A 16,579-nucleotide genomic window follows, 5' to 3' on the forward strand; every position below is an offset into this window, starting at 1 on the left:
CAAATATTACAGATTTGAGTAGAACTTCCTGCCCAGATTAAGATTTCGCCAAATGACGAACTTGGTTGTACCTTGGTAGTTTATGCATCGAGTCCTGCCATATGTTCTAACATGGAATTTTTCATTTTCTCGATAAATTTTAAAGGTTCTGAGCGGCCCCTTAATTTCAAAAAAGTATGATGATAATCCCCCATATCTAAACCAGTAAGTATCTCAAATATTGAAAAAAGATCTTTGAGAGTTGTGTTTCCATTATTAATGGCGCCGCTAAGCTGCAAAGCATAAACCAGTTCGGTAAGTGCCACTTTAGATGTTGTCCATTTAATTTTTATAGGTTCCTCGAATACTAGGGAAGAAGATAGCTTTACTTGTACAGATAATTTATTTAAATATTGAAGTAGGAACTTGTGGGAATTTAATTCGCTTAATAGTAAATCATGAGAAGTGCTAAATAAAGGATCCCTTTCATAATTCTTATAATTGATCATGTGATTTTTAGAGGTAAATCTGCGTGTGAAATAGAATTCATCCAGATATTCCTGGTCTAATGCCATGTACTGAAGAAAGTTTTTATGAGCAAAGAAAAAACTGTTGGTCCGTTCGATCATTTTAAAAATGAACTTTTGCCGGAAGGCTTCCCCTGCGGATGGGATTTCCAATTCGATGGATAATCGATTTTCGTAATAAATCAAATATGTAAGAGGAAGCGCTTTTTGCTTCTTAAAAAAAAGTATTTCTGAAGCAATATCTTGAAAATCATTTAAGCGAATTTCTTTTCGGTAAGATTCAAGAATCTCTCGACAATAAGAAATAATCTTATTATATGCCGATAATTTATTAAGAAAAGTCTGCTCAATTCGCAAGATTTCAGCCTCTATTTCTTCTTTTGTAATCTGAAAGTCCATTTTTTTGATATTAAGAAGTATCATCTTAAATATCCGTCTATTTTTTAAGTTCTGAAACCCGCTATACGTTCCATTTATAAAGAAACGGCTTCATTTATAAAGAATAGGAAAATAAATTATGGAAATCTGAATTTTAACTGGAAAGGATTATTTTAATTCTTCATGTTGGATTTGGCAAAACTGAAAATCTTGCTATACAGCCTTATCGTTTCATTATAATCACCAAAAGTTTCATGGCCAGAATCATAATCTATATCCATTAAAATGGCTGTATTTGCTGTATTGTATTTCTGAAGCTTGGCGATATACTTACCGTTATCCCACAAAGGAATCCGGTCATCATTGTAGCTTGGCATTATAAGAGTAGCTGGATAGTTGGTGTTAGGTTTAATATTTAAATAGGGATCCATTTTTATTAGTCCTACATATTCTACGCTGTCCTTTACAGTTCCATATTCTAGATAACTTGTGCTGCTAGCAGTATTGGAAGATTCTAGACCGAAAGGGTTTAATCGGGGCACTTCGGCAATAAAAGATGAATAAAGATCAGGTCGTTCATTAACTGCCATTGCTGCTGTAACTCCTCCCGCACTGTTTGTATATAAAGAAATCAACCCTTCTTTAGTAAGATTCATGTCTATTAAAGCTTCCGTACAGGCTATAAGGTCCTTCCATGAATTATATTTAAGATTTTTCATGCCCTGTTCATGCCAATCCTTTCCTTTCTCCCCTCCACCTCTAACATGCGGAAATGCCAGAATTCCTCCCTGTGCCGCCCAGTCTAAGAAAATAGGAGAGAAAAATGGACTCAGGCTTTCACCATAAGCTCCATAAACAAAAATGAAGACTTCATTATCTGAATTCTTCTTAATCCCTTTCTTATATACCAATGACATAGGAACTTCTATTCCGTCATGCGAGCTGACCATTACTTGCTCAGAAATAATATTTGCAAAGTCACGGTATTCACTTTCATTTGTAAGTGCCTCTTTTTGAACATTACCTTTTTTATCTATTATATAGCGAGTATAATTCGAAGTCCAACCATCCAATCCTACTCCCATGTTATTATGAGAAAGAGATTCTCCAAAAAAAGAGATATAGCCGGGCGTAAAAGGAAAGTCGAGTTGGGTGAGCTGATTCCCAGAACGTATTTTAAATAAGGAAACATTTGCACCGTACAAAGATCTTGTGAAAAATATATGATCCATAGTTAATCCAAAATTCGTAATTGGATTGTCTTTGGTTCCTTCTGCTAAAATAATGGGATTATTAAAATCTGGACTTGAAATATTTATCTTTGCTAAGCTATTTCCCTTCAATTTTCCTTGACGGAAAATAAACTCTTCCCCGCGCAGTTCGCCTTGGTCATAGTATATTTTATCATCCTTTTTAAAAAAAGGTTTCCAATCTGGTTTTCCATTAATAACATCACTCATTTCAGCGATAAAACTGTCATAATAATCATCTGAGCTGGCCACATATCCAATAATAAACTTATCCTTGCTCGAGCCAATCTTTACTTTAGGATAAAAATCTGCTGAAATTTCTAAATTTGTATCAGCTCCAAAAATTGGCCTAACTTTTATATTGTTCTCCCCTATTTTGTGTATTACGGAAAACGATTTTTTTTAAAATCTGGCTTAGATGTGTCAACCTCTGGAAAATATAAATAGATAAAACCAGAGTTATCTGGTAGCCATTCTATTCCGCCAAAATCAGGATTTATATTTGTTATTTCATCATTTAGGAATTTGCCTGCTTCCAAATCGTATATTTTAATCTTACTGGAAAAATCATTATTTTCATTAAATCCAATGGCTATTTTTTTTCCATCGAAAGAAGGTTTAAGGTAGCTGATCTCTTTATCCCCACTAGCATAATGGTTAGGATCGAATAATTCTTTTTCCTCGGCATCAAGTTTCTGTTTATAAAATAATTTTTCCATTCCTAGACTGTCATCTTTTTTCAAGTAGAAATAATTTCCAGTCTCGTTTACAGTAATCATACTCACTTTAGATTGAGTAATATTTTGAAGTTGTTTAAATCTTTCCAGGTATTTCTGCATTGATTCAATGGTATCAAAATATGCTTCTGCCAAAGAATCCTGTAATTTGAACCACTCTTTAATTTTCTCATTTTCAATATCGTTTAGGTTATAAAAATCATCTGTAACTTTTACGCCAAATTTTATCTCATGTTTAATCTCCCCATTAATATTGGGATATATCAACTGGTTAATTTGTTTTTCCTGAGAATAACAAAATATTGGTAACAGGATCAGGTAATTGGTCAGAAAAAGTTTCTTAAATGTCTTCATAACTGTAGTTTTAAAAATTCCCGAGCCATTAAATTTGACTCGGGAATTTAGGAAAATGACACGATTAAATTTATACTCCTGCCTTGGGTCTTTTAATTTTGTCCCTATCTATAGGTCCATCCTCTCCCCCACCTCGAATTTTATCCAAATTCTTCAGTTCTCTTCCTTTGAAATCTTTTAGTACTTTTTTCATAATTTAAGTATTTGATTAATAAAAATTTACACTCACTAAGTAATCACAAATGAACACAATCAGCAAAAAATTTAAACCGTCATTTATAAATGGCGACTAGTTTCCCTCGATTTTAGTTCATTTAAAAACATTGAAGGAGAAACTCCAGTTTTCTTATAAAAAGCTTTGGAAAAAGATTCTCCTGTCTTAAATCCGAAAATTTCTGCCAAGCCCTGATGATTGTATTTTAATAAATCTGGATCCTTACTAAGGCGATTGATGGCGGCTCTTATCCTCAGATCCTTAAGATAATTGGGGAAATTCACTTTTTTGTAATGGTTAATAATGGTTGAAAGGTATGTTGTGTTAGTGCCTAGATCATTGGCTAGATTGGACAAATCAAGATCTTTATTTAAATATCGGTCTGAATTTTCAAAGGCATTAAGTTTTGATAAGATCTCTTTTCTAATTTCTATTGGTACCGAAGATGGGTGCTCAGTAACTTGCTTCGTTTCATATATTTGAACTTCACCACCTTCCATTAAAATATTTAATCTTTTTCTTATGTTTCTTGAACGGAGGAAAAAGTAAATACCGATTAAAATAGCAATCCCTGCAAACACAGCTATTCCAATTATATAAAAAGTTTTTGCTTCTAATTGTTTTTCAGCTTTCAGTTTTTGCCGTTTGAGATCGGGTATATCATATGCTATTACGACCTGATTATTCACATTTTCCTGAGCAGATGATAATATGCTGTCATTATGAATCAATTTTTCTATGTATTCAATTTGCTCTTTTTCGTTATCCTCAAGAACAGAATAGATAATAAGCTGCTGATAAACATCTTTAACTTCTCCAAAAGGATCCCCAGATAAGGAAACAATAGAATCTATTTCTTTAAAGTAAGCCATTGCAAGCTTATCATTTTTTAAAAATTTTTCGATTTTTCCTAGGTAATAAAGTTTAATTGCTCTCTCGGTACCCTCTAACTTATTAATATATTTCAACAAGCTATCTTTTGATTTTTTGTAATCTTTCTGATAGTAATTTATCTGGGCATCAACAAGCACGAAATCCCTGAAATCATCAGTTTTTTTTAAAGATTGTGCCAGTTTTAGACCTTTTCGCACATAAAATTTTGCAGTGTCTATTTGTGATAATCTTAAGTAAGTAAGGGAAAGATTATATAACAAGGTGGAGTAATCTTCATAATACGCATCAGGAAAATTTTCATTCTGCTTTAATAAGTTTAGGGACCGTTTATATAGATCGGCGGCGGCATAATGCTGACCATTTATATTTCGAATTGCTGCGATTGCCAGTGATATTTCCCCTTGGTCTTCTTTGTTTTCTTTTTCTAAGGCCAGATTATACGCTTTTAAAAAATTATCAAGCGCCGGTTGGAATTTTCCCTGATCATAAAACAAATTTGCTTTAAGGGTGTATCCTAGCGTAGGATAACTTTTATGATCACTATTTTCTGTAATTAAAATAATAGAATCTGCATAAGCTAAAGCGAGCTGCGACTCTTCAATAAAAATTAAATGATAGAATGCCCTTGCAAGTTCTATAGGATTGTTTTCTTTTTTTGACTTGCTTACATGAATTCTGATTATATTTCGAAGTTTATCAAATTCTGATGCTTCCGCAGCCTCTGCTTCTATAATATGCAGTTGCTCATAAGAGGTAGTAATTGAATAGTCAGCAGGTGACTTAGTGTTTATAGTTTGTGAAAATCCCATCTGAGTTACACAAAATACGAGTGCTAGGCAGATCAAGGCCCGGAATCGAAAATATTGTATTATAGGAGAGAAGATCATACTTTCATATTTAAAATTTTCGATTCGACAATACATGCCGGAATTGATAAAACACCCTTTCCATAAGCGTTACTTCATTAAGCAAGATTTCAGCAGTACCTTTCAATTCTTGATGAAACTTCAAATCTTTTCCATACGATGTCTTAAGGTGATCAATATCCAGATAAACAATATATGTAGGGTTTTTACCTATTTTAGGTACTTCAGAAATCGATTTTACCCTCGCCCTTAACATTCCCCATTCCCGATATGGATAATTTTCAAGTTTCAAATTTACCTTTTGGCCGGCTTTAAGCTTACCAGAATTTCGTAATGGAACTTCACATTTCCCGATTAGGTTTTGCTGAATTAAAGGAACCACCGTGAAAATGTTTTCCCCTTCGGTAATATTCTGATACTCTCCCCAAACTTCGAAAAATGAAAGTCGTCCCTCAATAGGGCTTTTTAGAAGATATTTATCTTCCCATTCTGTAATAGAATTAAGTAAATTTTGCCTAGATAGCTCTAAATCCATCTCTAATTTATTTTTATTCCTAACAGAACTGTGCGTGGTCAGTTTTTGTTTGTTTTGAAATCCGCTATTTTCTAAATTCAACTGGTTAAATTCTTGTTTTAATAAATGAAATTGCCGTTGTACACTTAAAAGTTCTTTTTCTGTTGTTTCCAGATCCAATTGAGATATCACACCCTTTTGAAACAACTGCTTATATCTACTAAAATTATTTTGAGAAACCTCCAGATTTCTTTCCATAGTAATTAATTCCTCTTTTTTGTTCTGAATTGAATTTTTCTGATTGAATAATTCTGCTTTGATCTGTTCATCATAAATATTAAAATCCTGAAGAGATTCATCTAATATCAATTGCTGATAATTATTCCAAAAAGTATTATAATACAATTGGATATCGCTTCCTAAATGCAATTGTGGTGAAAAAGTTTTTGATAAAACTTCAAGAGAGTAAATTTCACCTAAGGAACTCTTTAGTTGATTTTTAAGATAAAGAATATCCTCTCTATTTCCGTTATTTTCTAATTCACCTAAAATATCACCTTTAATAACCGTATCTCCAGCTTTATAATTAATTGCCAAGATCTTTCCAGTATTTTTTGCCTTAATATGTGCTGGTGGATTATCTGAAGTAACCATGACATTTCCTTCAACCACTTCATTAAATGGGAAGAAGGAAGCAAAAAGGAGTACAAGAATTAACATTACAAAAATAAAGATAGTACCGTTACGTAATACCCATCCAGGCTCCTTATCAAGCTCTCTATCTTTATTAGAATTAAACATTTTAAAGTATTTATTTTAAAGTTGATTCTGTATTAATTGGTAATAAAAACCTTGCCGTGATAGCAGTTCCTGATGATTACCTTCTTCGACTACCTTACCTTTATGCATGACTAGAATTTGATCCGCATTTTTTACCGTGGACAATCGATGAGCTATTATGACTACAGTTTTGTTTTTATAAAACTGATTTAAATTTTCAGTAATTACTTTTTCATTTTCCGCATCTAGGGAGCTCGTTGCTTCATCGAAGAACAGATAATCAGGATTCTTATAAATTGCTCTTGCAATAAGTAATCTTTGCTTTTCTCCTCCGCTTAATAGCTGGCCTTGCTCCCCAATTCTAGTCTGATATTTAAATGGTAGTTCATCAATGAAATTGGCCAAATTTGCCAGTTTCACTGCTTTCTCAATTTCGTGTTGGTTCACAGGCTCTTGGGATTTAGATTCTGTAATGTTTCTTTCTATGGTATCATTGAAAAGTATTCCATCTTGTAATACCGCGCCACAAACCTGTCTCCATTTGTCTGCTTTAATATTCTCAAGATTTTGATCTCCAATGCTAATTTTTCCTTCAATGGGGTTATAAAGTTTTAGTAATAATTTCAGAAGTGTTGTTTTACCCGAACCACTGGCACCGACAATGGCAGTAACTTTACCTTGAGCTATGGTTATAGAAATATTATGAAGTATAGATCTTGAACTTATGGGATTGAATTTAAAACTTACGTTTTTAAACACTATGTCACCAGGATCCATATAAAATCCGCTATAAGCATTTTTAACTTCAGGTTCTTGATTATGAATTTCGGATAACCTATCTAAAGAAAGTCTGGCTCTTTGATAACCTACAAGGAAATCCATGCTGTTTGAAATGGGAACATATAAACTTCCAACGATAAATTGAATCGCAAGCATAGTACCTAAGCTAATTTCTCCTGTTATTACAGCCTTTGCAGACCAGAATATAATAAGGATACTCGTAAATTCATTAATAAATTTACCTCCATTGATTTGTGCCTGATCTACTCTCAAAATACTTGACTGCAGCCCAAAAAGCTGGGTTTGGTTGATTCTCCATTCAGATTTTCTTCTTTCCTCAGAATTATTTAGTTTGATTTCCAGCACACTTAATATTATTTGAAGGAATAAGGACTGGTCTTTTCGATTTAAATCGAATAGCTGATGATCCAGCACCTCCTTTTTCTTCATAAATAACAATGACCATCCCATAAACAAAATGGTTCCGGTAATAAAAATCATTAAAATGGAAGTATTAAAAATTCCCAGGATAATAGCAAAAATGAAAATTGTGAGTAGATCAAATAGAATTGTAAGTGATCTTCCACTTAAAAATTCCTCTATTCTTTGATGATCATAAATACGCTGCATAAAATCCCCGGTAGTTTTAGAATCGAAAAAGGTTATGGGAAGTTTTAGAATCTTATCAAGGTAATCGGAAATCATTGCGATTGTAACCTTAGTTCCAATATGTAATAATATCCAATCCCTTATAATTCCTGAAGCAGATCTTACAAGAAATAAAAAAAGTTGCGCTATAACGATGAGGGATATAAAATCAATATTCTCGTAATTAATACCGTAATCAACGATACTTTGAGTTAGAAAAGGTAGGATTAACTGAACAACAGAAGCGATGAACAATCCTAAAAAAACCTGATAGATATTTTTCTTATACGGTTTCAGATAATCGATTAGAAATCCTAAACCCTGTGCTTTGTTTTCTTCTAAATCTAGAGCGCCAAAATTTTGATTAGGTTCGGCCAAGAGCAATACGCCTTCATTATTTTTTTCAACCCAGCTATTCCGAAATTCAGTATGAGAGTATTTCATTCGTCCTAGAGCAGGATCTGATACAAAAACATTCATTTTATCTGTTCTATACACTACCAAAAAATGATTGTTTGACCAATGAGCGATTGCAGGGAGCGGCACTTCATGAAGAAGCTCCTGAACAGTTGCCTTAATTCCTATGGAATCCATTCCTATTTTTTTTAAGGCATCTGAAAGACCCGCCAAGGACACACCTCCTTTTTGAAGACAAGATATTTCTCTTAGATAATTCAAATTATAATTTCCTCCATAAAAATCTGTAATTATTTTTAGGCAGGTGGGACCACAGTCCATCTGATCGAGCTGGCGATAAACCGGAAAATTATTAGCTCCAAACATATTATATAATTGAAAGTCAGAACACTAAATTAATTTAGAAAAATGATAACTATAGACGAACTAACTATCCATTTATAAATGACGGTAAATTCAACTAAAATTTATATACCTATCTATTGGGGAAAATAGATGTTATTATGGGGAGAAAGGAAATAAACTTAAACAGGAAATTTTGTAAAAATTTGATAATTATAAATTTATAAAAAAAAATGACATAGTAAATATTCTTTTGATGTTTTTGAAGAATTGAAAGCAAGTGGGAAATGGAGCTTCAATTGAAAGATTTAACAAGATAGATTAGCCACAGCATTAAGTTTTTCACGAAGCATATCAATATCAGTTGAAATATATGATTTTGTTACCCATTTATAAATCTGGATTTTGGATATTTTGTGGTGACCATGAAATTTGGAAACTGTTTCAATAAGAACCTTTTATGACGAATTAATAAAAACTTTTCCATTATTGAAATTTTATTTAAAAGAGATGATTAATAAAAAATAGTTGATATTAGTGAGTCCATGCATTACGAAGAGGTTAAGATTTAATATTATTAAACAACCCCCATCTTCATTCTTAAAACCTTCATATCCTCGCTAACCTTTCGATCTAAAATTTTGGCATAATGTTGTGTTGCTCTTATAGTTGTATGCCCCAGCATCTTACTTACAGACTCTATGGGAACACCATTAGACAAAGTTACTGTTGTCGCAAAGGTATGTCTAGCCAAGTGGAATGTTAAGTTCTTATTTATCCCACATAAATCAGCAATTTCTTTTAGATAAGCATTTGTTTTTTGATTACTAAGAACGGGTAATAATAGTTTTTCATGATTATTTCTATTTGAGCAATATTTATTTAAAATAGAATCAGCAATCGGCAATATGGGAACATTGCTTTTTGTTTTGGTTTTTGTCCTATTGGTTTTAATCCAGCGTTCTCCATCCAGTCCTATAACAAGATCTTTAGCGGTTAGTTTTTTAACATCAGAATATGCCAATCCCGTAAAACAACTAAACAAGAAAATATCTTTTACATGTTCTAACCTTTCCATCTCAAACGATTTCTGATATAATAATTGAATTTCTTCCTCTGTAAGAAACTCTCTATCAACAATTCTTAATTTTGAATTCCAATTTATAAAAGGATCTTTTTCAATCCAATCATTAGCATAGGCGATACGTATTATTTTTTTAAAATTAGTTACATATTTTATCGCAGTATTATGTCCGCAATTTCTGGCGGTCTTTAGATAATACTCAAATCCACTTATGAAAATATGATCAACATCTTTCAAGGGAATATCACCCACTTTATATTCCTTTTGAATATAATCACTTACATGTTTTTTTGCTGTCTTATAGCGTTCAGCAGTACCGGCAGCAAAGTCTTTTCCTATTAGGCTATCCACCTTATCATTATGATCTTGAAAAATAGCCAATAACATTTTATGATTCTTATTTCTACCTAAATATGAGTTTTTAATTACTTCAGCAGTAATTAAGGCTTCTTTCTCTAATAGGCGTTCCTGAATTTTATATATTTTTGCTTTAATGGAATCCATATATCGATTAAGCTCTCGTACCTCTTGGGCATTACCCTTAACTTTTCCCGCCTCAGAGTTCCATTTTGATAAAAGCACTTTCCTCTTGATACTTATCTCACTTCTTTTTCCATTGACTGTAATTCTTAAATAAATTGGAGCATTGCCAATATTATTAATATCGTTTCCTCTAGGATAAAATAGGGTTGAAAAGGTTGTTTGCATCGGTGCGTTATTTTATTATATCTTAAATATATAAAATTTAATAACACGAATTACACGCAACACCTTCAAATACAAACTATTGGATGTAATTCGGTGCGTAAATAAATTTCGAAAAACACGCACCGAATACCGCTCCTTTTATTTGATATTGAATGGTCTTGTTTGATATGAAGGAAAATGTAAAAAGCCCATAAACATAATGTTTATAGGCTTTTGGGGAGATTTAGTAATCTCTAAGCGGAGAAAGAGGGATTCGAACCCCCGGAGGTGTGACCCTCAACAGTTTTCAAGACTGCCGCATTCGACCGCTCTGCCATTTCTCCTGAGCGCCTCATCAGGTTTCCCTGATTGCGGCTGCAAATATAGAAAGCTTTTTTGAATTCCGAAGAAGAAAATACACCTTTTTTATCAGCCTCACTTTTCCTCCCTGATTATGAACACATTCAGTTGGAAAAAAACGTCACCATAAACTTTTTAATAAAATAACATTCCTTCCATATAAGTCATTCGTAAATAATAAGTTCCTCTTCCTTGTACTTTGGAAAGAATGTTCTGGATCTTTAGGAAAAACACGGGCAACAAGAAATATTCAAAAAACTGCAGAAGTTGTTTTCATTTTACCGAATTTTACCAAAATAGCAAAAATGACTACTTAAAAAATAATAAAAGTTGGGAATATAACAAACCTAAAAATACGTTAGAAATAAAAACAAAAAACCTGATTATAGAAAATACCTACTTCTCATTTAGGAAGCATCGTATCATATCTGTTGTGGTGACAATCCCTACCAGATTGTCATCGTCTACAACCGGCAAGGCATGAAAATCGTGGGTTAAAAATATTTCCCCCACCTCTTTCAACGTTGTTTTAGATGTAACACTCACCACTTTTTTAGTCATTACCTGTTCTATAGTAAACATATCATAAACAGTTGTTTCAATACCCTCTCCATCTTCATCTACGGCGTCTGCAAATGAAATCCGCAATAGATCCGTATAACTTAACATCCCCACGATATGCCCTGCATCTACCACGGGAAGATGTCTTATGTGATTTTTTTTGAATAAAGATTCGGCTGTTGACAATTCATCGGAAAGTTTCAATTTATGGATGTTCTTTGTCATGATCTCAGAAACGGGGGCCTTCTTTTTCATATCGCTTTGTTTTGGAACCTGTAAATTTCAGCTTGAAGATACGAAATAATAGAATATGAACTGTAGAAATTTCCGAAGAAGAAAAGCAGGGATTCTACATTTTCTTTATATATAGCATCTTTAAAATTCATACAAAACCAGTATATTGCCGCTTCGTATTTAAACAAAAGAATTTATGAAAAAAATAATTTTAAGCGCCCTTACCATTGGATTGGTTAGTTGTGGTGCACATCAATCTAAAAACATTGAAAACGCAGATGTTATGGAGTATGCAAATACCATAACTGCACAAGAATTAAGCGATCACCTCTACACCTTTGCAAGCGATGAATTTGAAGGCCGCGAAACCGGAGAACCAGGACAAAAACTGGCAGCAGAATATCTTAAAACTGAATATAAAAAACTGAATATCCCTTCTCCCCTTGGTGGTGACAATTATTACCAGCCAGTTCCCGGTTCTGTTTTTAGAGGAGATGTTAAGGATTCAGAGAACGTATTGGCTTTTATTGAAGGAAGCGAAAAACCAGAGGAAATCCTTGTGATCTCTTCGCATTACGACCACGTGGGAATCGATGATGAAGGGAATATTTATAACGGAGCCGATGATGATGGATCCGGAACTGTAGCTATTTTGGAGATAGCCGAAGCCTTCATGCAGGCTAAAAAAGATGGTTTTACCCCAAAACGTTCTATCTTGTTTTTAAATGTAACCGGAGAAGAAAAAGGGCTCGTAGGTTCTAAATACTATACAGACAATCCTGTTTTCCCACTGGCTCAAACCGTTGCCAACCTTAACATCGATATGATAGGTAGAATTGGAGAAGGCATGGAAAACAGTGGAGATTACGTTTATTTAATTGGAAGTGATAAATTGAGCACCCAATTACACGAGCTAAGTGAAGAAGTAAATAATAAGTACCTCAATCTTACTCTTGACTATACCTTTAATGATGAAAATGATCCAAACAGGTTTTACTACCGAAGCGACCATTACAACTTCGCTAAAAACAACATTCCAATCATTTTTTACTTTAACGGAGTACACGCCGATTACCATAAAATGACCGATACTCCTGACAAAATTGAGTATGACCTTTTGGAAAAACGAGCGAAACTTGTATTTTTAACCGCCTGGGAAATCGCCAACAGAGACGAACGTCCGTTCGTTGACAAGCCAGTTGACACAGCAGCCAACTAATACTTTTCAAACCAACTTATAACCAATGAGGCTTCCGCAATAGAAGCCTCATTTTTTTTGTATGCTTTCGTAACCTTTATAACGAACATTCTACCTGAATTCCTTGTGAAGTATAAAATGCCTTTCAAAAATTTTAAGACACATTTAAATGAATACCGATACCTGTTTTAAGTTTGAATAATTAATTCAGCAAAAGTATACTACCCCCGGACCTTTTTAGATTCTCTTTTGGGCGATGAAAAAGGTTGCTAATAAAAGCATGAATCAACTTATACTTCTAAAAAAAATCCTCACTACTCAAGGCACCTTTTTTGTCTCGTCTTTTCACTTCATCACTTCTTCACTTCTTCACTTCGTTAAATCGTTAAGTTGTTAATTTGTTAATTGGAATTTGGAATTTGAGTTTTGGGTTTTGGGTTTAGGAATTTGGGACGTCACACCATCACTTCATCGAATCATCAAACCATCACATCGTCACACCATCACCTCATCACTTCATCACATCATCACATCATCACTTCGTCACATCGTTAAATCGTTAAATCGTTAAATCGTTAAGTTGTTAAGTTGTTAATTGGAATTTGGGTTTTGGGTTTTGGGTTTTGGGTTTTGGGTTTTGGGTTTTGGAATTTGGAATTTGGAATTTGGCACGTCACACCATAACTTCATTACTCCATCACTTCATCACTCCTTCACTTCATCACTCCTTCACTTCATCACTTCGTCACTCCTTCACTTCAAGGTCTCAAGAATAAGATCAATATCTGCTTCCGTCGTATCCGGATTTATAAAGCAAAACCTGGAAATAGTTTCATTCTTCCAAATTGTTGGAGTAACCAGCGCGATCCCTTCCTTATGGTTTCTATAGGTCCAGTCCCGGTATTGCTCCGCTGTCCATCCTTTTCTTCGGAATAATACTACCGACAAACTCTCTGGCCGTACCATTTCCAGATAAGGTCGTTCCTCAATTTTTCTGGCTGCAATTTTTGCCAGTTCAATTCCGCGCTCTATAGCGCTTCTATATTTTTCGGTGCCGTGCATTGCCAGGGAAAACCAAAGCGGCATCCCACGTATTCTTCGGGTAAGCTGAATTTGATAATCGGCTGGATTGAAGCCCTGAGCTCCTTCATCTTTAAAAATTTCCAGGTAGGCTCCTTTTTGGGAATGCGCATTTTTGGCAAGTTCCATATTTTTATAAAGGACCGCACCACAATCATAGGGCGAAAAAAGCCATTTATGTGGGTCGATCGTGATGCTGTCGGCTTTTTCAATCCCGTTGAATAAATGCCGCACAGACCTTGCTGCAAGTGCACCGCCACCGTAAGCGCAATCTACATGCAGCCACACATGTTCCTTTTCGCAAACAGGGGCGATCCCTGCCAGGTCATCAATAATCCCGGCATTTGTGGTTCCTCCCGTTGCAACTACAGCAAAGAGCCTTTTGCGGTCTTTTTCCTGTAATTCTGCAATCCCGGCTTGCAGCTCTTCTCCGGTAAGAAAATCCCCTTTGGAATCGATCTTAATTAGATCTGCATCCATCACTTTTGCCATCGCTTCTACCGAGCTGTGGGCTCCCTGGGAGACCAGAACAAGTCCCTTAATTCCAATGTTATATGTACTTCTGCTTCGCCATTCTTCGCGGGCCGCTACCATCGCCGATAAGTTTGCAACGGTACCTCCACTGGTAAAAACACCAAAAGATCCTTCGGGCAAGCCAGCAATGCTCACCAACCATTTCATAGCCTGATTTTCGCAAAAGATTCCTCCGGCACCTTCCATCCAGTATGCTCCGTGAATACTGGAGGCAGAGGTAACAAGATCGAACATAATGGCAGCCCTGGTAGGTGCCGCCGGCACAAAAGCCAAATGCCGTGGATGATCTATAGGCACCGTGGCTTTTACCAAAACATCCCTGAAAAGTTTAAAAGCCTTTTCCCCGCCAATCCCCTCATCGGTTATGGTTTCTCCAACCATTTCCAACAACTCCTCTTCCTTTTTAGGCGAACCCAGTTCCGGGGTTATGTTTGAAATACGGTCTATGGCATACTTCATGACATCCAGCGTCATTTCCACCAGATTCATATCGATCGTATGCATTTTATTATTTTCCAAAAGTCAGGATTTTAAAATTTAATTCTAAAGGATCTAATTCTTTGATAAGCGCAGGAATGAGCCCTTTTCCATATTCCAGGTACATTTCTGAAAAATTGGTTTGCCTCTCCTGTAAACTCTTGTTCGGGAACAGGTCATTCTGAAGTTCGGCAATACGTGAAACCTCATCTTTTAATTTGCGCTTTTGGGCTTTTAAAAGTCGGTTTTCCAAATTTTCAAGCCCTTTTAACTGCTTCACCTCCTGGGCTTTTACCGCTCCAAGAAAAGTAATATCCGTTTGTGCTGCCAGTTCATATAAATGCTGAAACTGCTGAACCAGAAATTCTTTTTGGGGAGAAAAATCGATATCTATATTTGATATTTTTCTAACTTTCCGGTTGATGAGCTCGTGCTGTTTCAAAAACAATTCTGCCTGTGAAATATCCAGGTTTTTTCTTTTTTGATCCTGTTTTGAAGTTGCTATCAAGGCTGAATTTCGAAGCAATAATACCGGGAATGGCACTTTTACGGCATCAAAAAAATCCTTCAACTCAAACCAGTATGCGAGTTCTCCTCCCCCACCAATGTAACATAAATTAGGCAAAATAACTTCCTGATATAAAGGCCGTGTCATTACGTTGGGACTAAAATGCTGTGGATTATTTTTCAATTCTGCACTTAATTCTTCTTTGCTGAAAGAACTATCGGTTTCATTAATAAAATAAGTATCATCACGTTCTATGACACGCTCCCGGATGCCATTTGCCAGGTAAAATACATTGATTTCTCTGGGATTTACCTGAACCCCATAACCTAGTTCGTGCATTTTTTTGGCTACAGGAGCTGTGGTTTTATGGGAGATTTGGCCAAAAATTTCCTGTTCCAGATAAGGGATAAATTCGGTTTTCAAGAGTTTTTCATCGGCGTCCAGAATTACCAGTCCGTAGTCCTTAAAAAGTTCATTGGCAAGGTATCTGGTGGCATTGGTAAGGTTGGAATGCTCCAGATAGGCCGATTTAAAAAGCTCCTTCAATTCTTCCGCATTCTTCCCTCCTCCTATTTCTGCCGAAAATAATTCGTACACTTCCTCAAGACCCTTTGTATTTAAATTTCCCACCGCATCACTTCCTGCTCCCGGCTGATCGCTGTTCCACAGGAATTTCTTTCCGTTAAGGTTAAAATAATTGATCTCTGCAAAATCGTGATCTTCTGTCGCCATCCAGTAAACCGGCACGAATTTGTGCTGTGGATATTCCTTGTTTAACGCGGAAGTTAGGTTAATGGCGGAAACGATCTTGTATAAAAAATAGAGCGGCCCGGTAAATAAATTTAACTGATGTCCGGTGGTTACCGTGAAGGTATTTTCCTGGGAAAGCGCTTCGATGTTATTTAACACCGATAGAGAAGTATCGAGTTTTGAATATTGTTGTTTTAAAACCTCAACAAGAACCTTTCTTTTTTCTGAAGTAAAAAACTCCTGCTTTCCGTCTATTTGAGCCTTAAAATTTTCCAGGTTTGGGAACCGGTTATAAAAGGGTTTTAATGCATCTTTTTGATCCAGGTAATCCAGAATAAGATTCGTAAAATAATTGGTTTGTTTATAGGAAAGACAGTCGGTTGGCATATTATTTCTTTAAAACGTAAAGATACCTAAGATAAATAT

At 35.0% G+C, this 16,579-nt stretch carries 12 protein-coding genes and 1 tRNA gene; 1 reads left to right on the forward strand and 12 read right to left on the reverse strand.

What is annotated here, in order from left to right:
* Positions 1-80: 80 nt before the first annotated feature.
* The 10 genes from GILLI_RS04425 to GILLI_RS04465 form a co-directional block, all read right to left on the reverse strand.
* Entirely contained in the window at positions 81-905 is an 825-nt protein-coding gene (locus tag GILLI_RS04425) for an RteC domain-containing protein (protein WP_006987918.1), read from the reverse strand.
* A 152-nt stretch (positions 906-1,057) separates the two neighbouring features.
* Positions 1,058-2,386, reverse strand: coding sequence for a prolyl oligopeptidase family serine peptidase (locus GILLI_RS04430; RefSeq protein WP_040506416.1), 1,329 nt, complete (start codon positions 2,384-2,386; stop codon positions 1,058-1,060).
* A gap of 131 nt (positions 2,387-2,517) precedes the next feature.
* The gene (locus GILLI_RS04435) at positions 2,518-3,138 is read right to left on the reverse strand and encodes a beta-propeller domain-containing protein (RefSeq protein ID WP_169312721.1); all 621 of its coding nucleotides are present in this window, start codon (positions 3,136-3,138) and stop codon (positions 2,518-2,520) included.
* A gap of 157 nt (positions 3,139-3,295) precedes the next feature.
* Positions 3,296-3,418: a hypothetical protein gene (locus tag GILLI_RS19000; protein WP_006987920.1), complete on the reverse strand. Its 123-nt coding sequence runs from the start codon at positions 3,416-3,418 to the stop codon at positions 3,296-3,298.
* Between the two features lie 83 nt (positions 3,419-3,501).
* Positions 3,502-5,142 carry a helix-turn-helix domain-containing protein gene (locus GILLI_RS04440; RefSeq protein WP_040506420.1) on the reverse strand — a complete coding sequence of 547 codons (1,641 nt, stop codon included), beginning with the start codon at positions 5,140-5,142 and terminating at the stop codon, positions 3,502-3,504.
* 88 nt (positions 5,143-5,230) lie between these two features.
* The gene (locus GILLI_RS04445; RefSeq protein WP_006987922.1) at positions 5,231-6,514 is read right to left on the reverse strand and encodes an HlyD family secretion protein; all 1,284 of its coding nucleotides are present in this window, start codon (positions 6,512-6,514) and stop codon (positions 5,231-5,233) included.
* Between the two features lie 15 nt (positions 6,515-6,529).
* A complete protein-coding gene (locus tag GILLI_RS04450; protein WP_006987923.1) occupies positions 6,530-8,704 on the reverse strand; it encodes a peptidase domain-containing ABC transporter in 2,175 nt (724 codons plus the stop codon).
* A 553-nt stretch (positions 8,705-9,257) separates the two neighbouring features.
* Complete coding sequence (locus GILLI_RS04455) at positions 9,258-10,472, reverse strand: site-specific integrase (RefSeq protein ID WP_006987924.1); 1,215 nt, start codon at positions 10,470-10,472, stop codon at positions 9,258-9,260.
* 238 nt (positions 10,473-10,710) lie between these two features.
* Positions 10,711-10,795, reverse strand: a tRNA-Ser gene (locus GILLI_RS04460).
* Positions 10,796-11,207: 412 nt separating this feature from the next.
* A complete protein-coding gene (locus GILLI_RS04465; RefSeq protein ID WP_006987925.1) occupies positions 11,208-11,627 on the reverse strand; it encodes a CBS domain-containing protein in 420 nt (139 codons plus the stop codon).
* Positions 11,628-11,802: 175 nt separating this feature from the next.
* Here GILLI_RS04465 and GILLI_RS04470 point away from each other — a divergent pair, with 175 nt between their 5' ends.
* On the forward strand, positions 11,803-12,825 hold the full coding sequence (locus GILLI_RS04470; RefSeq protein ID WP_006987926.1) for a M28 family metallopeptidase: 1,023 nt from the start codon (positions 11,803-11,805) through the stop codon (positions 12,823-12,825).
* A gap of 732 nt (positions 12,826-13,557) precedes the next feature.
* On the opposite strand, the gene GILLI_RS04475 is transcribed toward GILLI_RS04470, so the two are convergent.
* Together GILLI_RS04475 and bshC are read right to left on the reverse strand one after the other, a co-directional pair.
* Entirely contained in the window at positions 13,558-14,922 is a 1,365-nt protein-coding gene (locus GILLI_RS04475; protein WP_006987927.1) for a pyridoxal phosphate-dependent decarboxylase family protein, read from the reverse strand.
* Between the two features lie 4 nt (positions 14,923-14,926).
* Complete coding sequence (bshC, locus tag GILLI_RS04480; protein ID WP_006987928.1) at positions 14,927-16,540, reverse strand: bacillithiol biosynthesis cysteine-adding enzyme BshC; 1,614 nt, start codon at positions 16,538-16,540, stop codon at positions 14,927-14,929.
* Positions 16,541-16,579 lie beyond the last annotated feature (39 nt).

It is taken from the genome of Gillisia limnaea DSM 15749 (assembly GCF_000243235.1).
In the GTDB taxonomy this organism is placed as follows: domain Bacteria; phylum Bacteroidota; class Bacteroidia; order Flavobacteriales; family Flavobacteriaceae; genus Gillisia; species Gillisia limnaea.